Source organism: Rhizobium leguminosarum bv. trifolii WSM2297 (assembly GCF_000271845.1).
The window spans coordinates 925,980-950,402 of record NZ_JH719395.1 but is presented as its reverse complement, the minus strand read 5'-3'; the positions used below and the strand labels follow the sequence as shown (position 1 = coordinate 950,402).

Annotated in this window: 24 protein-coding genes and 1 tRNA gene; 13 read left to right on the top strand and 12 right to left on the bottom strand. The window is 62.4% G+C overall.

Annotation, left to right across the window (positions count from 1 at the left end):
- Positions 1-2: 2 nt before the first annotated feature.
- The 3 genes from RLEG4DRAFT_RS19880 (at position 3) to RLEG4DRAFT_RS19870 (ending at position 4,780) form a co-directional block, all read left to right on the top strand.
- Positions 3-1,859: a CHASE2 domain-containing protein gene (locus RLEG4DRAFT_RS19880; RefSeq protein WP_003579369.1), complete on the top strand. Its 1,857-nt coding sequence runs from the start codon at positions 3-5 to the stop codon at positions 1,857-1,859.
- Positions 1,860-1,956: 97 nt separating this feature from the next.
- Positions 1,957-3,927, top strand: coding sequence for a DEAD/DEAH box helicase (locus RLEG4DRAFT_RS19875; protein WP_003579367.1), 1,971 nt, complete (start codon positions 1,957-1,959; stop codon positions 3,925-3,927).
- 175 nt (positions 3,928-4,102) lie between these two features.
- Positions 4,103-4,780: a class I SAM-dependent methyltransferase gene (locus tag RLEG4DRAFT_RS19870; protein ID WP_003579364.1), complete on the top strand. Its 678-nt coding sequence runs from the start codon at positions 4,103-4,105 to the stop codon at positions 4,778-4,780.
- 7 nt (positions 4,781-4,787) lie between these two features.
- Here the strand turns inward: RLEG4DRAFT_RS19870 and RLEG4DRAFT_RS19865 are convergent, their stop codons facing one another.
- The 5 genes from RLEG4DRAFT_RS19865 to RLEG4DRAFT_RS19845 are packed head-to-tail and all read right to left on the bottom strand — an operon-like array spanning position 4,788 to position 10,246.
- The gene (locus RLEG4DRAFT_RS19865) at positions 4,788-6,011 is read right to left on the bottom strand and encodes a molybdopterin molybdotransferase MoeA (RefSeq protein ID WP_003579363.1); all 1,224 of its coding nucleotides are present in this window, start codon (positions 6,009-6,011) and stop codon (positions 4,788-4,790) included.
- Positions 6,008-6,505, bottom strand: a complete 498-nt coding sequence (gene moaC, locus RLEG4DRAFT_RS19860; RefSeq protein WP_003579361.1) for a cyclic pyranopterin monophosphate synthase MoaC — start codon at positions 6,503-6,505, stop codon at positions 6,008-6,010. Before moaC ends, RLEG4DRAFT_RS19865 begins: the two co-directional genes overlap by 4 nt.
- Position 6,506: 1 nt before the next feature.
- Complete coding sequence (gene trpC, locus RLEG4DRAFT_RS19855; RefSeq protein ID WP_003579360.1) at positions 6,507-7,319, bottom strand: indole-3-glycerol phosphate synthase TrpC; 813 nt, start codon at positions 7,317-7,319, stop codon at positions 6,507-6,509.
- Between the two features lie 9 nt (positions 7,320-7,328).
- Positions 7,329-8,345 carry an anthranilate phosphoribosyltransferase gene (gene trpD, locus RLEG4DRAFT_RS19850; protein ID WP_003579358.1) on the bottom strand — a complete coding sequence of 339 codons (1,017 nt, stop codon included), beginning with the start codon at positions 8,343-8,345 and terminating at the stop codon, positions 7,329-7,331.
- Between the two features lie 8 nt (positions 8,346-8,353).
- Positions 8,354-10,246, bottom strand: coding sequence for a peptidylprolyl isomerase (locus tag RLEG4DRAFT_RS19845; RefSeq protein ID WP_003579356.1), 1,893 nt, complete (start codon positions 10,244-10,246; stop codon positions 8,354-8,356).
- Between the two features lie 219 nt (positions 10,247-10,465).
- On the opposite strand from RLEG4DRAFT_RS19845, the gene RLEG4DRAFT_RS19840 reads away from it, so the two are divergent.
- Positions 10,466-10,747, top strand: a complete 282-nt coding sequence (locus RLEG4DRAFT_RS19840; RefSeq protein ID WP_003573046.1) for a hypothetical protein — start codon at positions 10,466-10,468, stop codon at positions 10,745-10,747.
- 75 nt (positions 10,748-10,822) lie between these two features.
- Here RLEG4DRAFT_RS19840 and RLEG4DRAFT_RS19835 read toward each other — a convergent pair whose 3' ends face one another.
- Positions 10,823-11,077, bottom strand: coding sequence for a GlsB/YeaQ/YmgE family stress response membrane protein (locus RLEG4DRAFT_RS19835; protein ID WP_003579354.1), 255 nt, complete (start codon positions 11,075-11,077; stop codon positions 10,823-10,825).
- Positions 11,078-11,760: 683 nt separating this feature from the next.
- Here RLEG4DRAFT_RS19835 and RLEG4DRAFT_RS19830 point away from each other — a divergent pair.
- The 3 genes from RLEG4DRAFT_RS19830 to RLEG4DRAFT_RS19820 all read left to right on the top strand — a co-directional run bounded on the left by RLEG4DRAFT_RS19830 (position 11,761) and on the right by RLEG4DRAFT_RS19820 (position 14,233).
- Complete coding sequence (locus RLEG4DRAFT_RS19830) at positions 11,761-11,916, top strand: hypothetical protein (RefSeq protein WP_003573054.1); 156 nt, start codon at positions 11,761-11,763, stop codon at positions 11,914-11,916.
- Positions 11,917-12,407: 491 nt separating this feature from the next.
- Positions 12,408-13,280 carry a transglutaminase family protein gene (locus RLEG4DRAFT_RS19825; protein ID WP_003579351.1) on the top strand — a complete coding sequence of 291 codons (873 nt, stop codon included), beginning with the start codon at positions 12,408-12,410 and terminating at the stop codon, positions 13,278-13,280.
- A gap of 110 nt (positions 13,281-13,390) precedes the next feature.
- The gene (locus RLEG4DRAFT_RS19820) at positions 13,391-14,233 is read left to right on the top strand and encodes a transglutaminase-like domain-containing protein (protein WP_003579349.1); all 843 of its coding nucleotides are present in this window, start codon (positions 13,391-13,393) and stop codon (positions 14,231-14,233) included.
- Here RLEG4DRAFT_RS19820 and RLEG4DRAFT_RS19815 read toward each other — a convergent pair.
- From RLEG4DRAFT_RS19815 to RLEG4DRAFT_RS19805, 3 genes are all read right to left on the bottom strand, one after another.
- A complete protein-coding gene (locus tag RLEG4DRAFT_RS19815) occupies positions 14,220-14,441 on the bottom strand; it encodes an alkylphosphonate utilization protein (RefSeq protein WP_003579347.1) in 222 nt (73 codons plus the stop codon). The genes RLEG4DRAFT_RS19820 and RLEG4DRAFT_RS19815 overlap by 14 nt on opposite strands.
- A gap of 392 nt (positions 14,442-14,833) precedes the next feature.
- A complete protein-coding gene (locus RLEG4DRAFT_RS19810; RefSeq protein WP_003579345.1) occupies positions 14,834-15,823 on the bottom strand; it encodes a quinone oxidoreductase family protein in 990 nt (329 codons plus the stop codon).
- Positions 15,824-15,895: 72 nt separating this feature from the next.
- Positions 15,896-16,621, bottom strand: a complete 726-nt coding sequence (locus tag RLEG4DRAFT_RS19805) for a 3-keto-5-aminohexanoate cleavage protein (protein ID WP_003579343.1) — start codon at positions 16,619-16,621, stop codon at positions 15,896-15,898.
- Between the two features lie 185 nt (positions 16,622-16,806).
- Between RLEG4DRAFT_RS19805 and RLEG4DRAFT_RS19800 the strand changes: the two genes are divergently transcribed.
- Positions 16,807-17,691 carry a LysR family transcriptional regulator gene (locus RLEG4DRAFT_RS19800; protein ID WP_003579342.1) on the top strand — a complete coding sequence of 295 codons (885 nt, stop codon included), beginning with the start codon at positions 16,807-16,809 and terminating at the stop codon, positions 17,689-17,691.
- A gap of 50 nt (positions 17,692-17,741) precedes the next feature.
- Here RLEG4DRAFT_RS19800 and RLEG4DRAFT_RS19795 read toward each other — a convergent pair.
- Positions 17,742-17,831 (bottom strand) — tRNA-Ser (locus RLEG4DRAFT_RS19795).
- 263 nt (positions 17,832-18,094) lie between these two features.
- Here RLEG4DRAFT_RS19795 and RLEG4DRAFT_RS19790 point away from each other — a divergent pair.
- Positions 18,095-18,421 (top strand): GYD domain-containing protein, encoded by a 327-nt coding sequence (locus tag RLEG4DRAFT_RS19790; protein WP_003579339.1) that lies wholly within the window; start codon positions 18,095-18,097, stop codon positions 18,419-18,421.
- 93 nt (positions 18,422-18,514) lie between these two features.
- Here RLEG4DRAFT_RS19790 and RLEG4DRAFT_RS19785 read toward each other — a convergent pair whose 3' ends face one another.
- Positions 18,515-18,718, bottom strand: coding sequence for a hypothetical protein (locus tag RLEG4DRAFT_RS19785; protein ID WP_003579338.1), 204 nt, complete (start codon positions 18,716-18,718; stop codon positions 18,515-18,517).
- Positions 18,719-19,099: 381 nt separating this feature from the next.
- On the opposite strand from RLEG4DRAFT_RS19785, the gene RLEG4DRAFT_RS19780 reads away from it, so the two are divergent.
- The 4 genes from RLEG4DRAFT_RS19780 to RLEG4DRAFT_RS19765 all read left to right on the top strand — a co-directional run bounded on the left by RLEG4DRAFT_RS19780 (position 19,100) and on the right by RLEG4DRAFT_RS19765 (position 23,476).
- Complete coding sequence (locus RLEG4DRAFT_RS19780) at positions 19,100-20,194, top strand: septal ring lytic transglycosylase RlpA family protein (RefSeq protein WP_003579336.1); 1,095 nt, start codon at positions 19,100-19,102, stop codon at positions 20,192-20,194.
- 275 nt (positions 20,195-20,469) lie between these two features.
- Complete coding sequence (locus RLEG4DRAFT_RS19775; protein WP_085061913.1) at positions 20,470-21,627, top strand: D-alanyl-D-alanine carboxypeptidase family protein; 1,158 nt, start codon at positions 20,470-20,472, stop codon at positions 21,625-21,627.
- Between the two features lie 134 nt (positions 21,628-21,761).
- Positions 21,762-22,442, top strand: coding sequence for a dTMP kinase (gene tmk / locus RLEG4DRAFT_RS19770; RefSeq protein ID WP_003579332.1), 681 nt, complete (start codon positions 21,762-21,764; stop codon positions 22,440-22,442).
- An 8-nt stretch (positions 22,443-22,450) separates the two neighbouring features.
- Positions 22,451-23,476, top strand: coding sequence for a DNA polymerase III subunit delta' (locus RLEG4DRAFT_RS19765; RefSeq protein ID WP_003579331.1), 1,026 nt, complete (start codon positions 22,451-22,453; stop codon positions 23,474-23,476).
- Between the two features lie 21 nt (positions 23,477-23,497).
- On the opposite strand, the gene RLEG4DRAFT_RS19760 is transcribed toward RLEG4DRAFT_RS19765, so the two are convergent.
- Complete coding sequence (locus RLEG4DRAFT_RS19760; protein WP_003579329.1) at positions 23,498-24,286, bottom strand: sulfite exporter TauE/SafE family protein; 789 nt, start codon at positions 24,284-24,286, stop codon at positions 23,498-23,500.
- Positions 24,287-24,423: the final 137 nt, after the last annotated feature.

Genomic DNA, 24,423 nt, shown 5'->3' with positions numbered 1-24,423 from the left:
CCATGAACCATCGCCTGCAGACCGTGATCGCGCTGCTGCTCGCCGGTCTTTGGGCGGCCGCGCTCGGTTATGCCAATCTCAATGCCGGGAGCGGCCTTCTCGACCGGATGGAGGCCTCACTTGCCGATATCCGTAGCGCCATCGTCGGGGCAAGGACACCGCCGCCGGTCGTCTCGATCGTCGCCATCGACGACCGCACCGCAGCCGCCCACGGTTATCCGCTGGATCGGGCCACACTTGCGCGGCTCGTCGGCGCAATCAGCGCGTTGAATCCGAAGGCCCTGGCGCTCGATATCCTGCTGGTCGATCCGGGGCCGGAGGAGGGCGATGCGGCACTGGTTACAGCCCTTGCAAAGGGGCCGAGCGTCATTGCGGCGGCCGCCACCTTCGCGCAGAGCCGCCAACAGGTCACCGAGGCGGCGAACGACCCGCTTGCGGCCATTCCCGAGGCGAGCCAGCTTCTGTTGCCGCTTCCCCGTTTTGCCGAGGCGGCCGCGGTCGGCATCGTCAATGTCGCCACCGACCAGATCGGCACACCCCGCTTCATTCCGCTGATCTCGCGGGCTGCGGACCGGCTGGATCCGGCCTTTCCGCTTCGGGCCGCTTCGGTGGCGCTCGGTGTCGACCCCAGTATCGAACCCGATGCCATCATGCTCGGCAAGCTGCGTATTCCCACAGATATCGGTCAGCGGCTGCCGGTGACCTTCTATGGCGGGCGCGGCAGTATCGCCACGTCAAGCGCTGCCGATGCGCTTGACGGCAAGCTTTCGGCGGATGCCGTCGCCGGCCGCATCGTCGTCATCGGCTCGACGGTCACGGGCGGCGGCGATGTCTTCCCGACGCCGTTCGATCCCGTCTTGCCCGGCGTCGAGGTGATGTCGACGGCGATCACCCATCTCGTCACCGGCGACGGCATGGTGCGCGACCACAGGATCAGGCTGATCGATGCCGGCATCGCCATCGGTCTGACGCTGGTGCTGGTTTCGCTGGTCGCCTGGCGCCGGAGCGCGGCAGGTTATCTCATCATCGTGCTGACGCTCATCGTCTGGGCAATCCTCAATCTGTCGGCCTTTGCGCATGGCTACTGGCTGAGTGCGGCGCTGCCAGTCGCAGCGGCGCTGCCGCCGGTGCTGATCTTAGGCGCGGCCGAACTCTGGCTCGACCGCGGCCGCGCCCGTCATTTTGCAGAGCAGAGCGCGCTGCTGCAGCGCATCGAGGCGCCCGGCCTCGGCGAGTGGCTGGCGCGAGACCCGAATTTCCTTGCTAAGCCGGTGCGCCAGAACGCTGCCGTCATCTTCATCGACCTCTCGGGCTTCACCGGCCTCAGCGAAAATCTCGGCCCTGTGAAGGTCAGCGAGGTGCTGAGCGGCTTCTTCGAACTGATCGACGAGGAGGCACGCGCCCATGGCGGGGCCATCACCAGCTTCATGGGCGACGGGGCGATGATCCTGTTCGGCCTGCCGGAACCCGCCGATGACGATGCCGCGCGCGCCGCCGCCTGCGCGGTCAGCCTCTGCGAGCGCACCCGGGCTTGGCTTGGCGCACATGCCGGCTTTGCTCAGAAGAAGATTGGCTTCAAGGTCGGCGCCCATTGCGGCCCGATCGTCGCCTCGCGGCTTGGGACCGGCGACCGGCAGCAGATCACCGCGGCAGGCGACACCATCAATGTCGGCAGCCGGTTGATGGAGGTCGCCGCTCTCCATAGCGTCGAGCTGGCGCTGAGCGCCGAAATCGTCCGCGCCGCAGGCCCTGACAGCGTGCTGCTGCAGGCCGGCCGGATGGAGGGTCCGTTGGAAACGACGTTGCGTGGCCGGGCAAGCCATATAGACGCATGGCTGTGGCGCAGCCGCACGCTTTGACAATCGCCGCGGGAGCGGCTAGGAACGGCGCAAATACCCGCCGGCTGGCTCCGGCCATGGCGCATTTCGCGCCTGACAGCTCCGAAAGATCGAACTCATGACAGAATTCAACGGCGTCGTCCCGGCGATCGCCAAGGCGTTGCAGAAGCGCGGTTACGCCGAACTCACCCCGGTGCAAAATGCGATGCTGGATCCGGCGCTTGCCGCGTCCGACGCACTGGTTTCGGCCCAGACCGGTTCCGGTAAGACCGTTGCCTTCGGGCTGGCGTTGGCGCCGACGCTGCTCGAGGGCAGTGAACGCTTCGGCAATGCCGGCGCGCCGCTTGCCCTGGTCATCGCCCCGACCCGCGAACTTGCCCTGCAGGTGAAGCGCGAACTCGAATGGCTCTATGAGATGACCGGCGCGGTGATCGCCAGCTGCGTCGGCGGCATGGATATCCGCAGCGAGCGCCGCTCGCTCGAACGCGGCGCCCATATCGTCGTCGGCACGCCGGGCCGCCTCTGCGACCATATCCGCCGCAGGGCGCTCGATATGTCGGAGCTGAAAGCCGCCGTACTCGACGAGGCTGACGAAATGCTCGATCTCGGTTTTCGCGAGGATCTCGAATTCATTCTCGATTCGGCGCCGGATGAGCGCCGTACGCTGATGTTTTCGGCGACGGTGCCGGCGGCAATCGCGAAGCTTGCCAAGAGCTACCAGCGTGACGCCGTGCGCATCAGCACTGCGGCCGAGACTAAGCAGCATGTCGACATCGAATATCGCGCGCTGATGGTGGCACCGGCCGACCGCGAGAACGCGATCATCAACGTGCTACGCTACTACGAAGCGACCAACGCCATCGTCTTCTGTTCGACGCGCGCCGCCGTCAATCACCTGACCGCGCGCTTCAACAACCGCAATTTCTCGGTCGTAGCGCTCTCCGGCGAGCTGACGCAGAACGAACGCACTCATGCGCTGCAGGCGATGCGCGACGGCCGTGCCCGCGTCTGCATCGCGACCGACGTCGCCGCCCGCGGCATCGACCTGCCGGGTCTCGATCTTGTCATCCATGCCGACCTGCCGACCAATCCGGACACGCTGCTCCACCGCAGCGGCCGCACCGGCCGGGCGGGACGCAAGGGCATCAGCGCCATGATCGTGCCGCTGAATGCACGGCGCAAGGCAGAGCGCCTGCTCGAGAATGCCGGTATTTCGGCCGCCTGGGCGCGGCCGCCCTCGGCCGAGGAGGTCAACGAGCGCGACGATGAGCGATTGCTCGCCGATCCGATCTTCAGCGAGGCGCCGCAGGAAGAGGAACAGGGGTTGGTGCAGCAGCTGCTTTCCAGCCACGGCGCCGAGAAGCTTGCCGCCGCCTTCCTGCGCCTCTATCGAACCAATCATTCGGCGCCGGAGGATCTCATCGAGATTACCGTGCAGGACGATCGCAGCCGCAAGCGCCGCGACAATGCCGAGCCCTATGAGCCGGCGCAGAAGGGACCGCGCGAGGATTTCGGCGCCAGCGTCTGGTTCTCCGTCTCGGTCGGTCGCAAGCAGAATGCCGAACCGCGCTGGCTGATCCCGATGCTCTGCCGCAACGGCAATGTGACGAAGCGCGAGATCGGCGCCATCAAGATGCAGCCCGAAGAAACCTTCGTGGAGATTGCCGCAGCGAGTGCCGAAAGCTTCCTGGCGGCGATCGGACCGAATAAGGCGCTCGAACGCGGCATCCGCGTGACCAAGCTCTCCGGCACGCCGGATTTCAGCCGGGCGCCTTCGCCAAAGCCCTATGCCGGTAAGCCGGCTCGTGACGAACGGCCGGGCGACTCGTTCCGCGACGAACGCCCGAAGAAGTCGTTCGGCAAGGGTTCGGGCGGCGGCTATGCTGCAGCCGACAATAGCGGTCAGCAAAGACAGGATAGCAAGCCCTGGAGCAAAAAAACCGGCAAGCCCAGCTTCGATGGCCCGAAGTCAGACAAGCCTAAATATGACAAGCCGAAATTCGAAGGCGCCAAGTTCGACGGCCCGAGATCTGATCGCAAAGGCGGCGCCGGTCCGAAGAACAAGTTTTCGAAGAAGAAGCCCGGCTGATTGCGCCGGCAGCCCTTCGCCGGGTCAGGCGGAGGGCTTTATCTGAGGGCACAATCAGCTACGCTCCGAAGTATTTCGGCTTCGTCGCGTATGACGTGGAATTTTCAGACGGCGGCGTGACGCATCTGATCCTGGAGAATTGCTGAATCGTTGGATATTTGGCGGGGCAGGGAGCATGACGACGACGAAACGCTCCGCCATACCGCATCCCGATCCGGCCGCCTTCATCCAGGCCAATCTGCCGATCTCAGCCGTTCCGGCCATCCCTGAAATCCTGCTGCATACGGCAGGGCCTGCGAGCGGGCTCTGGCGGCTGGCCGGTCGCGAAGGAGCTGATCCGCCGCCTTACTGGGCCTATCCCTGGGCCGGCGGCGCCGTGCTTGCCCGCCATCTGTTCGATCGCCCGGAAGTGGTCGCCGGCCGCCGCATCCTCGATCTCGGCGCCGGCTCCGGCCTGGTGGCTATTGCGGCTGCGAAGTCCGGAGCCGCCGCCGCGACGGCGGTTGATGTCGATGCCAATGCCATTGCCGCAATCGGCCTCAACGCGGCACTCAACGGTGTAAACATCGTCACCGTCGCTGCCGATGTCATCGAGTCACCACCGCCGGAGGAGACTGATCTCCTCCTTGTCGGTGACCTGTTCTACGATCGTGCGCTTGCCTTGCGGGTGGTGGCTTTCCTGCGGCGTTGCCAGACCGCCGGCATCGAGGTGCTAATCGGCGATCCCGAGCGCGCTTTCCTACCGCAAGGAGAACTCAGACGAATCGCCACTCATGCGGTCGCCGATTTTGGAGCGGGCAGCCGCGGTACGGCGGTGCAGGCGGGCGTTTTCTCGCTCGCCGGCAAAATTTGAAGGCGAACTACCCCAGAAGGTCAGGCCGAAGCAGCATAACCGGACAAGGGGCTCCGGCCGGCAGCTCCGGCGCATGCGGCGGGCGGATGATGAGGCAGTCGGCTTGCGCAAACACCTTCATCATCGAGGAATCCTGCTTGCCGAAGGGCTCGGCCAGCCAGTTTCCGGCAGCGGATTTCGAAAGTCCCGCCCTGATATAATCCTGGCGGTGGTCGTTGGCGCGAATCGGGACGGCTGCCTCTACCATTGCCTCGCGTCGCACCGGCGGCAGGGAGGCGAGCTTGCGGATCAGCGGCTCGAGGAAGAGCAGCGAGCAGACCAGGCTCGAGACCGGATTGCCGGGCAGGCCGAGCACATGCGTCTCGCCGAAACTGCCGACCATCAGCGGTTTGCCGGGGCGCATGGCGATGCGCCAGAAATCGAGCTGCATGCCGGCCTCGATCAGCGTCGCCTGCACCAGGTCATGGTCGCCGACCGACGCGCCGCCGAGTGTGACGATGACATCGACCTTGCCGCGTCGGGCCGTGTCGATCGCCGCGGTGATTTTTGCCTTGTCGTCAGGCACGATGCCGAGATCGAGCACATCGGCGCCGGCTTTGCGGGCGAGGGCTGCAATACCGAACGTATTGGATGCGATGATCTGCGACGGGCCAGGCGTGCTGCCGGGCGGCAGCAGTTCGTCACCGGTTGCGAGGATGGCGATGAACGGGCGCTTGAACACCTCGACCTCAGGCCGGTTCATGCCGGCGGCGACCGTCAGCCGCGAGAAATCGAGCACCGTGCCGGACGACAGCACGGATTCGCCTTCGACGAAATCCTGGCCGCGGGGACGCACATGCTGGCCCTGCCTGACGGGGAAATTGGTTCGGATGCCGTCTTCGATCTTCTCCGCATCCTCCTGCAGCAGGACGCTATCGGCGCCTGGCGGAACCGGTGCCCCGGTGAAGATGCGGACGGTCTCTCCCTTACCAACGCTTGCCTCGAAGCCGTGGCCGGCGGAAGAGGTGCCGATGACTTTCAACACGGCGCCCGGCTCCGGTGCGTCTTCACGGCGCAGCGCATAGCCATCCATGGCGGAGGAATTGAAGGGCGGCTGGGTCAGGCCGGCCTTGAGATCGACGGCCAGGACGCGGCCCTCAGCCTCTGCGAGCGGCAGCGTTTGGAATGCCGCGACGGGCTTGGCGCCGGACAGTAAGCGGTTCAGGGCCTCGGCGACCGGGAGAAGGTTCATCTTGCCTCCGGATGACGGAAGTCGCCGGATTTGCCGCCGGATTTTTCGAGCAGCCTGACGCCGCCGATCTCCATTGCCTTGTCTGCCGCCTTGGCCATGTCGTAGATCGTCAGGCAAGCGACCGAGACGGCGGTCAGCGCCTCCATCTCAACACCGGTCTTGCCGGTGAGCTTGGCGGTTGCCGTGACGCGCAGACCGGGCAGGGCGGCATCTTCCTCGATCTCGACCGTGACCTTGGTCAGCATCAGCGGGTGGCAGAGCGGGATGAGATCGGCGGTGCGTTTTGCCGCCATGATGCCGGCCAGGCGCGCCGTGCCGATCACATCGCCCTTCTTGGCATTGCCTTGGCGGATGAGAGCGAGCGTTTCCGCCGCCATCTTCACATGGCCCTCGGCCGTGGCGATGCGCACGGTTTCGGCCTTATCCGAGACATCGACCATATGCGCCTCGCCGGAGGCATCGATATGGGTCAGACCGGGCTTTGCGCCGCTCATATCATTCGGCCGCGATGGCGGCTTCGCCGAAGAGCAGCGCGCGGGTGGCGGCCGCCACGTCGTCCTTGCGCATCAGGCTTTCGCCGACAAGGAAGGTATTGATGTCGACGGCCTGCAGGCGCTTGCAATCGGCATGGGTGAAGATGCCGCTTTCGCCGATGAGCAGCCGGTCTGCCGGAACCATGGAGGCCAGCGTCTCGCTGACCGTCAGGCTGACCTCGAAGGTGCGCAGATCGCGGTTGTTGATACCGATAAGCGGCGAGGAAAGCTTCAGCGCCCGTTCCATTTCCTCGATATCGTGAACCTCGACCAGCACGTCCATGCCGAGCGAGAAAGCTTCGTCCTGCAGACGCTCTGCGTCGTCGTCGGTCAGCGACGCCATGATCAGCAGAATGCAGTCGGCACCCCAGGCGCGCGCCTCCTGGACCTGATAGGTCTCGAACATGAAGTCCTTGCGCAGGGCGGGCAGGGCGCAGGCGGCCCGTGCCATTGTCAGAAATTCCGGCGCGCCCTGAAAACTCGGCGTATCCGTCAGCACGGAAAGGCACGCCGCCCCACCGGCTTCGTAGGCCTTTGCCAGCGCCGGCGGATCGAAATCTGGACGGATCAGCCCCTTGGACGGGCTCGCCTTCTTGATCTCGGCGATCAGACCGAAATCGCCCGCTTCCCGCTTGGCGACGAGCGCTTTGTAAAAACCGCGCGGCGCGGACTGGCCGGCCTGCATCGCCTTCAGGTCGGCAAGCGACACGGCAGCCTTGGCGGCGGCGATTTCCTCGCGCTTATAAAGTTCGATCTTCTTCAGGATATCGGTCATCGGCCAATCCTAATCGATATCGTTGGAAACGGCGATGAGTTTGTCGAGGGCGAGCGCCGTGGCGCCGCTGTCCAGCGACTGCGCGGCAAGCGTCATGCCGTCGCGGATCGTCTCGACCTTGCCCGCGATAACCAGCGAGGCGGCGGCATTGGCGAGCGAGACATCGCGATAGGCGTTCTTGGCGCCGCTGAGCACCTCGCGAAGCGCTGCGGCGTTGGCAACACCGTCGCCGCCCTTGATGTCGGCAAGCACAGAAGGGCTGACCCCGAAATCGGCGGGCGACAGCTCGAACGTGCGGATCTTGCCGTCTTCGAGGGCTGCGACTTTCGTGATGCCGGTGGTGGTGATCTCGTCGAGACCGTCGCCGTGGACCACCCAGACGCATTCGGAGCCGAGATCGCGCATGACTTCGGCAAGCGGCACCAGCCATTGCGGCGAGAAGACGCCGAGCAGCTGCCGGCGGACGCCGGCCGGGCTGGAGAGCGGCCCCAGCAGATTGAAGATGGTGCGGGTGCCGAGTTCGACGCGGGAGGGGCCGACATGGCGCATGGCGGAATGATGAAGCTGCGCGAACATGAAGCCGACGCCGGCCTCGGTGATGCAGCGGGAGATGATCTCCGGGCCGACGTCGAGCTTGACGCCGAGCGCGGCCAGATTATCCGCTGCGCCCGATTTCGAGCTCAGCGCCCGGTTGCCGTGTTTTGCGACGGGCACACCGGCGCCGGCGACGATCAGCGCCGCCAGCGTCGAGATATTGTAGGTGCCGCTGGCATCGCCGCCGGTGCCGACGATGTCGATCGCATCGGCCGGCGCCTCGACGGTGAGCATCTTCGAACGCATCGCGGTAACGGCGCCGACGATCTCGTCGACGGTTTCACCGCGCACCCGCAATGCCATCAAGAATCCGCCGATCTGCGAGGGAGTCGCCTGTCCGGACATCAGGATGTCGAAGGCGGCGCGCGCCTCGTCACGCGTCAGCGGCTCGCGGCTTGCGGCCTTGGCCAGGAACGGCTTCAGATCGGTCATAAAACCTCCTAGCGAAGCGTCGCCTGTTCGGCGAGCGTCTGGTTGATCTGTGCGCCGTACTGCGTCTGCAGCAGGTTGACCATCTGATCGAGAATATCGTCGCCGGCGGCATTGGCCATGGCGGTGATCTGGGCATCGCGGTTGTTCAGCGCGTCGCTGGTCGGCTCGCTGTTAACCTCGGTGACCTTCATCAGGATCTGCGTCGAGGGATCTGCGCCGACGGCACTCGCGACCGCATCGATGGGGCCGGAGAAGGCGGCAGTGACGCCGGCGCGGCCAAGCACCGGATCATCGGTGGAGCGGGTGATGCCGCTCTTGCTTTCGACAGCGATGCCGAGCGGCGTTGCGATATCGGCAAGTGCTGTGCCCTTGGCTGCCTCGGCCTTCAAGGCCTCGGCCTTCTTGGCGAGTTCGGCCTTTTGCTGCTCCGCCGTCCAGTCTTCAACCGCCTTTTCGCGGACCTCGGCGACCGGGCGCTCGCGGGTCGGGGTAATTTCGCGGACGTTGAACCAGACATAGCCGTCATTGCCGATCGGCAGCGGCGGCGCATCGACGCCGACCTCGGTCTTGAAGGCTTCGCCGAGCAGTTGCTGCTTGACGGGAATATCCTTGACCTCTTTGCCGTCCTTGTCGGCGCCGGTCATATCGACGGCGTCGACGGAAACGGCCTTCAGCTTCAGCTGGCCGGCAATATCCTCGAGCGTGGCGCCGCCGGCGCGCAGATCCTCGATGCGGTCATGAACGTTGATCACTTCCTGCGAGGCATTGGACAGTGCCAGCTGCTTGCGGATGTCCTCTTTCACCTCGTCGAAATTCTTGGTGGTTTCCGGCTTGATGTTGGTGATGCGCAGGATGACCGAGCCGAAGGACCCATCGACGACAGGCGTCGTGCCGCCGTCGCGCGACACTGCGAAGGCCGCATCGGCAACGGCCTGGTCGGGTACCTTGTCCTTGGTGAATTCGCCGAGCAGCACGTCGCTTGCCGTCTTGCCCTGGTCGGAGACCAGCTGGTCGAAGCTGGTGCCGCTCTTCAGTGCCGTTTCAGCGGCGGCGGCAAGATCCTTGCTGGCAAAGCTCAGCTGTTCGATGGTGCGGCTTTCCGGCGTGCGGTAGGTGTCCTTGCTCTTGTCGAAGGCTTCGTGGATCTGGTCGTCGGTGACGGTCGCGGCGTCGGCGATATCGGCGGGCTGCAGCGAGAGGTAGACGAGCTTGCGGTACTCAGGCGCCTGGTAGCGCTGCTTGACGCCGTCGAACCACGTCGCCAGCACGTCGTCGGCAGGCGCCTTGATCGGCTCGATATTGGCATTGGTGAGCAGCAGATAATCGATGCTGCGGCTTTCATTGCCATAAAGCTTCAGAGCGTCGACCAGCGTCTTCGGGGCGGAAAAACCGTTCGATATGGCATCGACGACCTGGCTGCGGACGGCGACCTTGCTGCGCTCCTTGATGTAATCGTCCTGGCGGATATTGGCATTGCGCAGGCGCGAGACGAAGAGTTCGCGGTCGAACTTGCCGTTGACGGCCTTGAAAGCCGGATCGTCGGCGATCAGCTGGGCGAGGCGATCCTCGGACAAGCCGAGGTTCATGTCTTCGGCGAGCTGGTCGAGCGAGGCGCCGGCGACGAGCTGGGCAAGCACCTGCTGCTCGACCCCGAAGGCGCGGGCCTGCTCCGGGGTAAGGCGCGTGCCGAACTGCTGGCCGAGGCTTGCCACTTGGCGCTGATAGGCGAGGTGGAATTCGTTGACGTCCACATGCTGATCGCCGACGGTCACGACCGTAGTGCTGTTGCCGCCCGTAATCAGCGACCGGGAGACGCCCCAGATGCCGAAGGACGCGACCAGCAGAAGCATCAGCAGCTTGGCGACCCAGGTCTGAGCGGCTCTTCTCAGGATATGGAACATAGAAACGCAAACCTCGCAGTATCATTGAGCCGCGCGCGGGCGGACATTCGACGTTCCTTAAAACAAACCCGACAGGAAATGAAGGGTTTGTCGCGCGAAAAGCTGCACAAGCTCGCCGCTTATCCGTGGTGGCTTTGCGTCCAACAAAAGATAGGCTGCGGCGGAACCTTTCGGGCCGTCATTTCGTTGAAACGGCATCCCATGCAACAGGAGCAGACCATGGCTGAATTGAAAACCGCTTCCGCCGAATCCACCGCTGCGCGCGTCAAGGCTGATATGGCAGCAGACGACCTGTCGGCGCAGGTCGCAGCCCTTCGCAACGATCTCTCCCGGCTGACGGAAAGCGTGGTCGCGCTCGGGCAGGGGGCAAAATCGGCGGTGACCGACGAGGCGTCGCTGATGACCGAGCAGCTGCGCGACAAGGTTCGCGAGGAGCCGCTCATGGCGCTCGCGGTGACCGCAGGCATCGCCTATGTTTTCGGCCTGCTGAGCCGCCGCTGAAAGACATTGCAGAACAGAGAAAAGCCGGACGCGAAGCGCGCCCGGCTTTCAACTATGTCTGCGCATCTGCGCCAATCAGCGACGGATGGCGCGGCCGACAAAAATCAGGATGCACGCACCGACGAAGCCGGTGATCAGATAACCCAGCCAACCGGCCAGCGGCTGAATGTGCAACAGACCCAGGATCCAGTTGGCGACGATGGCGCCGACGATGCCGAGCAATATGTTCATGAGCAAGCCCATGTTGCTGCTCATGGCCTTTTCCGCCAGCCATCCGGCGATGCCACCGATAATGATGGCTGCAATCCAACCCACGCCTGCGCTTCCCATGGTTAGCTCCCTCCTGGTAAACCGACTCCAAACAATGCATGAAACGGAAAGAAATTCCACTCCCGGCAGAATTTAAAGCGCTTACGGGTACAAGTGGGTGACCGGCACCTCCAGTGCATGAACCGCCAGCTGGAACAGCAGGCCCGATATGGCGAGCGTCGCAAAGCTGTAGGGCATGATCAGACTTTTGCTAAACATTCTTTTCTCCCCTCTTTTGGAGAAAGAATAAGCTTAAGCCGCCACCACGCAAGGTTATTACTAATAAATAGTTAAGCGTAGTTTTTGATTAAAACTTAAGATATCGAAATGGCACGGCATGTAATATTTCGATACGAAAGAATTAATACTCCACGCAACGGGGTATCGTTAGGCGAAATATGGTTTTTGCCTTGAAAGGCTGCGATCGAAAGTACGCGCCAAGCAATGCCCTGTGGTGAGTACAATTGATTATTTCGCGGCATTTTTTCGCCGGATCATACCAAGCCGTCAGCCATTCGAACCCTAGGAAATAGGTAGGATCGATTCCATGGCAGGTGCAATTGGCTTTTAGGGCGCAAATGAAGCTGTTCGGGCGACCGACGAACTTCAAGATAACTTTGCCGTCATGCCAGCCCCGACGATTGATTTTGGCGCGAAGCGCATCATTTTATTCAGAAACCATTCTGATCCGAGGGGAACACCTGATGTCAAAAGCTGCAATCGCCGTCGCCTGCATTTGCCTGCTCACACTTTCCGGCTGCGGCAATACCGCATACGGGCTGAAGAAGGACGGACAGGAGGCAAGCCACGCCATGGACAATGCCACGCATCGGGTGCTTTCCGCAGGCGCCAAGAAGTAAGGCGCGCACAGCACGATGGCAAAAAAAGCCCGCCTGGGGTGAGGCGGGCTTGCAGTAACAGGGAGAATGGACGGATCGACGCCGTCTCGGGTAATAAAGCACTCGCTTAAGCGCGTGGCTTTACGTCATTCGACGTATCCCCGACGCCGTCGCTCTGGCAGAGAGCCGAAGCGACCAGTATCGCAATTGAATCAGAAGTTGCCCCAGTTCTGGGCACGGGCACGGGCGCGGATAATTCGATATTCGCGACCGCCATAGAGCGAGCCGATTGTCAGCATAAGCGTCAGAACGTCCCAGATGATATGCATTTTATCCTCTAAGGTTGGACGGCTCTGCCGTCGATCGGTTGATGGAGAATAGCAATCTTTCGAACGTGCTTATATGACAAGAAATCGGGATGAGTGGGGAAGCGGACAGGTCGCTTTCGCAGAGGAGAGGCGGCATCGTCGCCTTGGAGCAGGCACAGTGAACAGATTACCGGACGGCGGCCGATGACGATATTCTCCGTCCGCCACATCACGTCCTATCGCTACGTCAGAGAGGTCGATTTCGGCGAGCATCGGCTGATGTTCCGGCCGCGCGACAGTTTCGACCAGCGGCTGATCGAAGCGTCGTTGACGACCTATCCTGAGGAAAGTCATGTGCGCTGGATCCACGATGTTTTCGGCAATTGCGTGGCGCTCGTCGATATTTCGAGGCCGGCGTCCGAACTTCGTTTCGAAACATGGATCACGCTCGATCATACCCCCCAGGTCGCCCTGGACCTCAAAGTGGACGACCAGGCCCTGACCTATCCATTCTCCTACGACAAGGACGAGATTGCCGATCTGACGCCGGCGATGCAGCGCCATTATCCCGATCCCAACGACGAGGTCGGACGCTGGGCGCGCCAATTCGTGCGCCAGGGACGCCCGACGGAGACCGGGCATCTGCTGATGACGCTCTGTTACGCCATTCGCGAAAGCTTCGTCTATGCGCGACGGCAGGAGCACGGAACGCAGACGCCGCTGCAGACCTTGCAGCTTCGCTCCGGCACTTGCCGGGATTTCGCGCTTCTGATGATGGAAGCGGCACGCGTGCTCGGGCTCGCGGCGCGGTTTGTCACGGGCTATGTCTACGTTCCCGATCGGGACGGCTCCACCGTGCTCGGCGGCGGCTCCACTCACGCATGGTGCCAGATTTATCTTCCGGGCGCCGGCTGGGCGGAATTCGATCCGACCAATGGGATCGTCGGCAACCGCGACCTCATTCGTGTCGCCGTTGCCCGCGATCCGCGCCAGGCGGTCCCGTTGAGCGGCAGCTACGATGGCGACGGGGCGGATTTCGACAGCATGATGGTGCAGGTCAACGTCACCACTCGGTAAGCTTGAATTGTCCCGAGTTCGGGCGCGGCAATGGTCGCGGCTGCGGGAACCGGGCAGCGCGATTAGCGTTGCATAGTCACGCCACTTAAGCCGAATGCGAGGAAGCCACCATGAAGATACGCGCCGGGTTTCATCTGGGCTATGAATGCATTCAGCCGACGCCAATGCTGCTCGTTCTCAACATTCATCCTTCCCGCCGCGCCGATCTTCTCAGCGAACAAGTCCTGGCATTCGACCGGCCGATCGAGGCCTGGGAATATACAGACGGTTTCGGCAATGCCTGCAGCCGGATCGTTGCCCCGGCGGGCGTGATAACGATCTCCACGGAATTCGAGATCTACGACAGCGGCCAACCCGACGTCGTTCCCGAAGATGCCATCCAGCATGCGATCAACGACCTGCCGGACGATGTGCTCGTCTTCCTGCTCGGCAGCCGCTATTGCGACACCGACAGGCTTGCCGATTTCGCCTGGGCAACCTTCTCGTCGACGCCACTCGGCTGGGCGCGCGTCCAGGCGATCTGCGATTTCGTCCATGACCACGTCACCTTCGACTACCTGAAGGCCGACCTGCTCAGGACCGCGCATGGCGGCTTCGTCGACAAGGCAGGCGTCTGCCGCGACTTTGCCCATCTCGCCATCGCGCTTTGCCGATGCATGAATATCCCAGCCCGATATTGCACCGGCTATCTCGGCGATATCGGCGTTCCGATTGATCCCAATCCGATGGATTTCAGCGCCTGGTTCGAGGTCTTTCTCGGCGGCCACTGGCATACGGTCGATGCCCGCCACAACACACCGCGAATCGGCAGAATCCTGATGGGGACCGGCCGCGACGCTACCGACGTCGCAATGTCGACGGCCTTCGGCCCTGCAACGCTCTCTCGCTTCGAGGTGATCACCGAGGAAGTGCAGCAGGAAGCGGCGGGCGAGGCCGATCCTATGCCTTCTTGAGGAATTCCGTTTTCAACACCAGACCCTTGACCTGCTTGGTGCTGCACTCGATCTCGCCTGGATTGTCGGTCAGGCGAATGCCTTTGACCAGCGTTCCACGCTTCAGCGTCTCGGACGTTCCCTTGACCTTGAGGTCCTTGATCAGCGTTACGGAATCGCCGTCGTGAAGCTGGCTACCGTTGCTGTCCTTTACGATGATGTCGGCCATGATGTCCTCGCCTGGTGTTGCGAGAGGGGGAAATCACGGCGAGACAAGATAGTCAACCACTGCGACTGGCTCGATCCGACCAACAGGAGCTTTTTCAATCCGTTCGGCTACAGGGATCCCGAACGCAGCCGCGCAGCCAGATCCCGTCTTGGCCATGTCGCCCGATCGCGATGGTCTCCAGCAACCGAGACTGAGACCAAGGTCCGATCTATGCCGGACTTCAGGCCTATAGCCAACTCGCGCTACCGCAATAGGTTGTTGCGGCATGAGTCGAGTTACGGAGTTTTGCGGTGACGAAGATCTTTTTTGCGGGAATGATACTGACGCCGGTTATCTTCTGGGGTTCTGTCGGCGTCCTGATATATTCGATGCTTTCGTGAGCGGGTGCGGCCTCATGGAATGAGGATGATCGACCCGCGTGTTCGGCGGGCTTCCATATCTTCATGCGCTTTGGCGGCATCGCCGAGCTTGTATTTCGATACATTCGGCGCCTTGACGATGCCCGCCTCGATGGCGGCGAAGAGGTTCCTCGCTGCCGCCTCGTACTCGCTGCGATCGGCCGTATAGTGGGCGATGGACGGACGGGTCACGAACAGCGATCCCTTTGCACCGAGCGACGCAACATTCAGGGGCTCGACCGGGCCGGAGGCTTCCCCGAAGCTGACAAGCGTGCCGCGCGGGGCCAGGCAATCCAGGGACTTGGCGAAGGTGTCGGCGCCGACGGAGTCGTAGACGACGCGCACGCCCTTGCCGCCGGTGATCTCGGTAACCCGGGCTCTGAAATCTTCCCTGCTATAGACGATCGTGTGGTCGCAGCCATTTGCCCGCGCAATCTCTGCCTTTTCCTCCGAGCCGACCGTGCCGATCACGGTGGCGCCGAGATGCTTCAGCCATTGGGTGGCAATCGAGCCGACACCGCCTGCTGCAGCATGGAAAAGGACAGTGTCATCTTTGGCCACCGGCACACAGCGGTGGATCAGGTATTCGACAGTCAGCCCCTTGAAAACCAGGGCGGCGACCGTCTCGCTGTGGAGCGCATCCGGCACCGAAAGGGCGCGGGCGGCGGGCAGGTTTCGGTAGGTTGAGTAGCCGTTCGGCGGACCGCCGACATAGGCGACGCGATCGCCGATATTGAAGTTGCGGACGCCGTCGCCAAGCGCGGTGACGATACCGATCCCTTCGACGCCCAGCCCGCTCGGCAGAGGCAATTGAGCCGCGAAGACACCCTGGCGATGGTAGACGTCGATATAGTTCACGCCGATAGCGAGGTGCCTGATCTGAATCTCGCCGGCAGCCGGCGCGGCCAACTCGATGGTTTCCCGGCGCAGCACGTGCGGTGCGCCGAATTCTGAAAAGCGGAAAGCGTCTGTTCTTGTTGTCATGCTTGCCTCATGGAGCGGTAGGTCGACCGGATCAGGCTGACCCGGCGGCGGAGAAAGAAATTCGACATCAGGTCAGCGTGACTGGCCGCTAAAGATCGCTACGGCGGCTGCGACCAGCGCGGCATTGCCGCTGGCAATCGTGCCGTCGGGGAGATGCTTGCCATCTTCAAGGCCGATGCGGGTGGAATAGCGCCGCTCGCGCCCCAATCTGACGAAGGGCCAGACGGTCTGGTCGAAACCGTGCAGAAGCATCGGCCGATTGGCGCCGCTGCGCACAAGCACCTCGACGATGCCGTCGCTGATATCGCAGGCGCGCTGTAGATCCTGCTCGTTGTCGAGCTCGATCAGCACGCGAAACACCCGATCATGGTCGTCGAGGCTGACGTAGCGTTCCGCATCGGCGACGGATGCCATCCCGACTTCGATGCCGACGCCCATCTGCCGGAGCAACTGCATGATAGCTGGCGCATCGTCTTCGCAAAGGTTCACGGAGGCATAGTCCGGCAGGACGCGCCAGCGGCGGATGGTTTCCCGCGTCCGCTCCCGGTCGCCTTCGATCCAGGCGCCGGTGGACACGCCGATCAGCGTTCCCGGACAGACACGGCGGATCGCGCCAATTGTATCGTCGACGGCGGCGAGGCTCTCCTTGCCATCGGCCGCACGCGGATGAACGTGCAATTCCGCAGCGCCGGCGGCGACCGAGGCGCTGGCATCGCGCACCATGGCATCGATCGTCAGGGGAATGCGCGGATGAAAATCGCTCGGTCGCGCGCCGTTGATACAAGCTTGAACGATCATAATGACAAGCCTCACGCTTGTTGGGCCGCTTGAGACATCGGCTATACCAAATTTGGAAACGCGAAGACTTGGGAGCCCCGCTATTGCGGTGATTTCCCTTGCCGTTGCAGCCGAGATCATATCAAATCACGCGCAATAGGCGATTGCCGATTTGGACAACCATCGTTCCAAAAATGGAAAGCTGCATGGACTGGAATGACTTGAAATACTTTCTGGCCGTTGCTGAGTCGCGATCGCTCAGCGCGGCGTCACGCCGATTGGGCGTCAGCACATCGACGGTCTCGCGCCGGATCACCGCGCTGGAGCAGGCGTTGGGCGTGTCGTTGTTCCGGCACCATTTCGACGGATATGAACTGACCGAGGCGGGCATGAACCTGCAAATGCCGGCCGAACAGGCCGAATCTTCCCTGAAGGCTTTCGAGCGGTCAGCCAAGGATAGAAGCGACACCCTCTCGGGCATCGTCCGGTTGGACGCGCCCGAACTGCTCGGCCAACAGATCCTGCTCCCCAGCCTTGCAGGCTTCATGCAGGACTATCCCGGCATCCAGCTCGACATCCGTTCCAGTGTCCGGCCCGTACAGCTCGCGACCCAGCAATCCGATATTGTCCTCCGGATCGTTCCGCCGGAGCGGGGCAGCTACCGGATGCGCAGCGTCGGCAAAGTCGCATTCGGCCTCTACGCCCACCGGAATTATCTGGAAGCCCTTGGCCAGCCGTCGAACGACCGCGATCTGCGATCCCACCGGATAATCGGCTGGAGCGAGGAGCTACGTTATCTCTCGATGTCGGTGTGGCTGGACGAGCTTCTTCCCGACCTGCAGCCGGCCATGCGGCTGAGTTCCTTCACCGCCCAGTTGACCGCCGTTGAAAGCAGCCTCGGCATCGCGGTTCTACCCTGTTTTGCCGCGCACCGAACCGGGCTGGTGCCCGTGCTCGAAGACCTCCCCAGACTGACGCTCGATCTGTGGCTTCTCGTGCACGATCAGGCCGGCCGGACGCCGAGGGTTCAGATCGTGAAGGAACATCTGGTGAAGATTCTCGCGGAGAATGCTGAGCAACTAGAGGGCTGAGGGGTGCTGGCGCGTGACAGATCGAATTCCGCAAAGAAATCAAGGCGGCATGGCGGAAGAGGTGGGATTCGAACCCACGGTACGGTTTCCCGCACGCCGGTTTTCAAGACCGGTTCCTTAAACCACTCGGACACTCTTCCATCCGATTGAGAAGGCTTCAGAAATCCACATTCCGTTGATTTCTACGAACCGGCCATTGCTTCCGGTTTGCAACCCAATCACTCGATGGCTGGCTTTTTAGCAGCTTTGATCGCAGCGTCAACTTGCTGTCTACAGCATTTGCCGGCATCTGCTCCGATTGCAATTCCGGCGCATAGATCTCTGCTTGTTCGACACATTGGAATTGACTGGCGTTCTCGCCGGCTTGAGCGTTTACTGTGTTGTTCTGGCGGAGGAAAAAGCCATGGCCATGCATCTCACGCGCTTCAGCTACACGCCCGACACATGGGCGCGCATGATCGAAAACCCCGAGGATCGCCGAGAGGCGGCCCGTCGTTACATTGAATCGGTGGGCGGCAAGCTCCATGGGTTCTGGTATGCCTTTGGCGAGCATGATGGTTGGAATCTGTGGGAGGCGCCCGATAATGTATCGATGGCGGCTGTCGCGATTGCTATCGGCGCCGGCGGGGCGGTCAGTTCCATGGAAACCACGGTCCTTATCAGCGTCGAGGACACGATCGAAGCCTTGGGAAAGGCAAAGTCGGTGCGGTATCGCCCACCGGCAGCGTAGGGGACGGACTGCTGCTTCTAAAGGTCAGTGCTTGGCGCGGGTCACCTTGCCGGCGCAAAGTTCCCTTTGAATTGCGCCTGGCATAGGAGAGATCTAGCCTCCGTCAGATCCGAGGCCCTTCGGACCGTTGAGCTGGTTCATATCCTCGCAGAGAGATCGAACTGCCTCCATTGTCACGGCGAGCGCTGACATCAGCATTGCGATGTCATTGTCTTTGTCCTGCTGGGAAAGCGTCCGAGATCTGGCATGCAATTGCTGGCTGACCGTGTCGAGCTGCGTCATGGTTTCATCGTTCATGGTGATCCTCCAAAAGGCATAAACTTCAAAGCCCGTGGCAGAGATTTCGTTCCCACCAGCCGGCGCGTGAAGTCGCGCCGGCTGCGTTCCAATATGGAGCTTTTCGAGCGTTCTGAAGGGGCCGGATGTTTACCATGTGTCCCGCATCGGCACGGGAATTTCAGCCTCCTTTCGGCAGCGGCGGGGACAGGGCGGCAAGGTCCGCGTTAGTGTTTTATAAACCATAATCATTAGAATTGTCGCTATCGCTGCGAAATCGTTCGTAAATTTGCCACGAACTTCGCAAGATTAAAGCCTCGTTAGGCGGGCGGGGATAAGGCGTATTGGCCCGGTATGGGGCAAGTTCCTTAACCATAACGATCTTTGAGCGGCGTGGGACATATGAAATTGGGATACGGGGCGGCGTCTTTCGCAACGACAGCACGGTGGCTGGCGGTATCGGCGATGTGTGCGACGGTTGCGGCGTGCGGCACGACGCAGGCGGTGCCGAAGAAGAAAGCCCACGGCAAAGAATATTTCTCCGAATCCGAATATGGCGTGAAGGCGAGCCCGAGGGTCGCTACCGGCAACAATATTCCCAAGGGCGGCGGCCGCTACATCGTCGGCAATCCTTACGAGGTGAAGGGCAAGTGGTATTATCCGAAGGAAGACTTCGCCTATAACAAGGTCGGCGTCGCCTCCTGGTATGGCTCGGCCTTTCATGGGCGCCTGACGGCGAACGGCGAAGTCTACGACCAGATGCATCTTTCCGCGGCGCATCCGACCTTCCCGCTGCCGAGCTATGCGCGCGTCACCAATCTCGAAAGCGGTTCCTCCGTTATCGTGCGCGTTAACGATCGCGGCCCCTATCACGAAGGCCGCATCATCGACCTTTCGAACAAGACGGCCGACATGCTGGATCTGCAGCACAGCGGCACCGGCAAGGTGCGCGTGCAATATGTCGGCCGCGCCCGCATGGACGGCCACGACATGCCCTATCTGATGGCCTCCTACGTGCCGAAGGGGGGCAGCCGTATCCCCGGCGTCAATCCGGAAGGCCAGATCGCAACCGGCGTGATGGTCGCCTCCACCAGCCGCAAGATGACCCGCGACCAGCTGCAAAGTTCGGAAGACTACGAAACGCCGGCCAATGTGCCGGTGCCGATGTCGGCGACCTCCTATGCCGGCTCGACGCCGAGCGCACGCTATAATGCGGCGCCCGCTCAGGCTCCCGGTGCCCATGTCTTGGTGGCACCGCCGGCATCGTCCGCCACCAGTGCCCCGCAGGCCTTCGACCAGATGGTCGTGCTGCCGGAGATCGGTCCCATGCCCTACGAACGGCCGCTGGGCTCGCTGGCGCTCGGTTACCAGAACGAGAACGTCAAGACGGTGAACGTCGATCTCGCCTTCGACGCGGTGATGGTGCGCAATGACGGGCTGACGCAGGACGCGATCCTTGCCTCGACCAAGCGTCAGGCCAAATTCGCCGCGCACTGAGCGCGGCGATTGCATCGGATTTCCTCTCGCACTAACCTCCTGACGACACGCCGCTCGATCGATGGAAACCTCTGATGCTGAAGCCTGTGCTTCGCCTTTTAGACCAGTTCAGCTTCCTATCGGAGCGCGGAACCGCTCTAACCCTTTGTTTCCGCGCAATTCCGGACGCAAAACCGCTACGCACTTTTGCGGGAATTGCTCCATCTCTTTTCCTCGCCGCAATTCCGGACGCAAAACCGCTGCGCACTTTTGCTGGAATTGCTCTGGCATGCCTGATGCCGTTCACCACCGGAGCGGTTGCGGCCGATAACGGTGCCGCCGGTTTCGCCACCAAGGCGGCGCAGGCCTATATGATTGAGGCCGATACCGGCACGGTGCTTCTTGCCAAGAACGAGGATCAGGTTTTTTCGCCGGCTTCGCTCGCCAAGCTGATGACGATGGATCTCGTCTTCGACGCGGTGACGAAGGGCCAGATTACCTTCGATACCGAATATCCCGTTTCCGAATATGCCTGGAGAACCGGCGGCGCGCCGTCGAGGACGGCAACGATGTTTGCCAGCCTCAAATCGAAGGTGCGCGTTGAGGACCTGATCAAGGGCATCGCCATCCAGGGCGCCAATGACAGCTGCATCATCCTCGCCGAAGGCATGGCCGGAAGCGAGCAGCAATTTGCCGTGTCGATGACGCGGCGCGCCCGCGAGCTTGGCATGGAAAAGGCCGAGTTCGGCAATTCCACCGGCCTTCCCGATGGAAAGAGCAAGGTGACGGCGCGCGAAATGGTGACGCTGGCCACCGCCCTGCAGCAGTCCTATCCGAACCTCTATCCCTATTTCGCGAAGCCGGATTTCGAGTGGAACAAGATCTTCCAGCGCAACCGCAATCCGCTGCTCGGGCTCGATCTCGGCGCCGATGGCTTGGCAACCGGCTTTACCGAGGGCGAGGGCTATTCGATCGTCGCGTCGGTTGAGCGCGACGGCAGGCGGCTGTTTCTGGCGCTTGCCGGCATCGCTTCCGACAAGGAGCGGACGGAAGAGGCCAAGCGGGTGCTCGAATGGGGGCTGACGGCCTTCGAGAACCGGCAGATCTTCGCCGACAAGGAAGTGATCGGCGCCGCCAGCGTCTATGGCGGCACGGCGCGCACCGTCGATCTCGTGGCCAAGGCGCCGGTCAGCGTCTATATTCCGATCAGCAATCCCGACCGGCTGTCGGCGCGCATCGTCTATCACTGGCCGCTGATGGCGCCGGTAGAGCCGGATACCCAGGCGGGCGCACTGAGGATTTTCGCAGGGGCCCGGCTGCTCCGGGAAGTGCCGCTTTATACCGTGCAGGCGGTCGGCGAGGGATCGCTCAGCAGCCGGGCGGTCGATGCCGTGCTGGAACTCGGCGAATCGCTATTCTTCTCCTGGCTCTGGGACAAGTCCGCACCCGGCTGAATGCCGGCTTTCTCATGCAATTTGCCGGGAAAGGTGAATATGTCGCCGTGGCGAAAGGTTTTCCTCCCCGATATCTTCGGATAGATAGAAGAGATGGGGCGCGCCTGCGGCGCCCGGAATGCGGGAAATCGTCATTGTCATCCGGTACGGGATTGTTCGTTACGTTTGAAGGCGGGGAAGGCGCTGGCAAGTCCACGCAGATCCGCCGCCTCGCCGAGGCGCTGAAAGGCGAAGGTCACGATGTGCTGGTGACGCGGGAACCGGGCGGATCGCCGGGTGCCGAGGCCGTACGCCATGTGCTGCTGTCGGGGGCTGCCGAAGCCTTCGGCACGCGGATGGAAGCAATCCTGTTTGCGGCGGCGCGCAACGACCATGTCGAAGAGGTGATCCGCCCCGCACTGGCTGCCGGCAAGATCGTGCTTTGCGACCGCTTCATGGATTCCTCCCGCGTGTACCAAGGCGTCACCGGCAATCTCGAGCCGGATTTCATCGAGACGCTGCAGCGCATCGCCGTCAACGGCGTGATGCCGGATTGCACCGTAATCCTCGACATCCCCGCCAAGATCGGGCTGGAGCGGGCGCAGAAACGCGCTGCCGCCGAGGCCCCCGACCGCTTCGAGAAAGAGCGGCTTGAAACCCACGAGAAACGGCGCGAAGCCTTTCTCGATATCGCCGCCCGCGAGCCGGAGCGCTGTCACGTCATCAACGCCATGCAGAGCGAGGAGGCAATCGCCGCCGAGATCGTGGCGATCGTCCGGCAGCTCATGTCGCCTGCAGGCCGTGCACGCATGCCGGAAGCCGCTCATCATGAGTGAGGCCTATTATGAGTGAAGAAAGACCCGGACTGCTCGACGGCGCCATCTGGCCGGGGGAAAATACCCGGCTGTTCGGCCATGAGGAGGCGGAGGCCTTCCTGGCGCAATCCTACCGGTCCGGCAAGGGTCACCACGCCATCCTGATCGAGGGACCGGAGGGCATCGGCAAGGCGACGCTCGCCTTCCGCTTTGCCAATCACGTGCTCTCCCATCCCGATCCTGCGACGGCGCCGGAGACGATCGGCGATCCGGATCCTGCCTCTTCAGTCAGCCGGCAGATCTCCTCCGGCGCCTCGCACAATCTCCTGCATCTCGCCCGGCCGGTGGATGAAAAGACCGGCAAGGTGAAGTCGGCGATCACGGTCGACGAGGTGCGCCGCGCCGGCAAATTCTTCTCGCAGACATCAGGCACCGGCAATTGGCGGATCGTCATCATCGATCCGGCCGACGACATGAACCGCAATGCCGCCAACGCCATCCTGAAGATCCTGGAAGAGCCGCCGAAGCGGGCATTGTTCCTGGTGCTCTCGCATGCGCCGGGACGCTTGTTGCCGACCATCCGTTCGCGCTGCCTGCCACTGAAGCTGGCACCGCTTGCCGACGACGCGCTCATGGCGGCCCTTGCCCATCTCGGCATAGCAGGCGAGGGCGGTGCGGTGCTTTCGGCCGCCAAGGGCAGCGTCGGGGAGGCGCTGAAACTGTTGAACTACGGCGGAGGCGAGATCATTTCCGCCTATGATGAGATGCTATCGGCCGAAGGGCCGGCGGCGCGCAAGGCCATGCATCGGCTGGCCGACGCGCTTTCAGGCCGGGAAAGCGACACGATCTTCGATTTCTTCGTCAGCCATGTCGGCGACGACATCATGAACCGGGCGCGGACTGCGGCTGGCGAGGGGCAGATCACAGCTGCGGAGCGGCTGGCGCGGCTCTATTCCGAGATCACCGAGCGGCTGACCATTTCGGATGCCTATAACCTCGACCGCAAACAGACGATCATCAGCATTCTCGCCGATATCAAGCAGCCGGGTCTCTAAATTTGAATCCTGATTCTCAGGTCAGCCAGCCAGCAGCTTGCCTGCGACGACGGCGAGTGTCGCGGCAAGGACGATGCGGATGGTGCGCTCGTGCAGCTTCGGCGCCAGAAGGCTGCCGATGATGATGCCGGGGATCGAGCCGACAAGCAGGGCAAGCAGCATCGGCCAGTTGATCTCGCCGATCAACCAGTAGCCGGTGCCGCCGATCAGCGTCAACGGGACCGCATGAACGATATCCGAACCGACGATCTCGCGCACATCGAGCCTGGGATAGAGCACCAGCAGGATGGTCACCCCCAGCGCGCCGGCACCGACCGAGGTGAGAGTGACGAGGACGCCGAGGACAAATCCCAGAATGACGGTGAGGGCGAGGATGGTACTCGGCTGCGGCGGCGTGCGGTCGCCGATGGCGCGGCGCGCCCATTCGAGGATCGGACCGCGGAAGACCAGCATGATCGCAGTCATGACCAGAAGCCAGCCGAGCGCCGTGGTGATCGTATTGGTGACACCGATGCTTTTGCGATCGACGCCTGCCAGCAGCCAGAGCATCAGCAGGGCGGCCGGCACGCTGCCGGCTGCAAGGCTGCCGACGATCTTCCAGTTGATGCGCCCGTGCATGCCGTGAACGGCGGTGCCGGCGGTCTTGGTGATCGCCGCATAGAGAAGATCGGTGCCGACGGCGGTGGCTGGATGGACGCCGAAGAGCAGCACCAGCAGCGGTGTCATCAGCGAACCGCCACCAACACCGGTGATGCCGACGAGCGCGCCGACAAACAGGCCCGAAAGTGAATAGAGAGGCTCGAATGTCAAACAAGCTTCTCCGACGGCGCACAGTCACGACAATCCGGATCGATGAAAACTGGCACTTGGTTCTGTTCCGCCCTCTTTTCCTTGAGGGGTAGATTGCGGCAGAAGCTGAGTCAAGTTCACTACGCCTACCTCCCGGA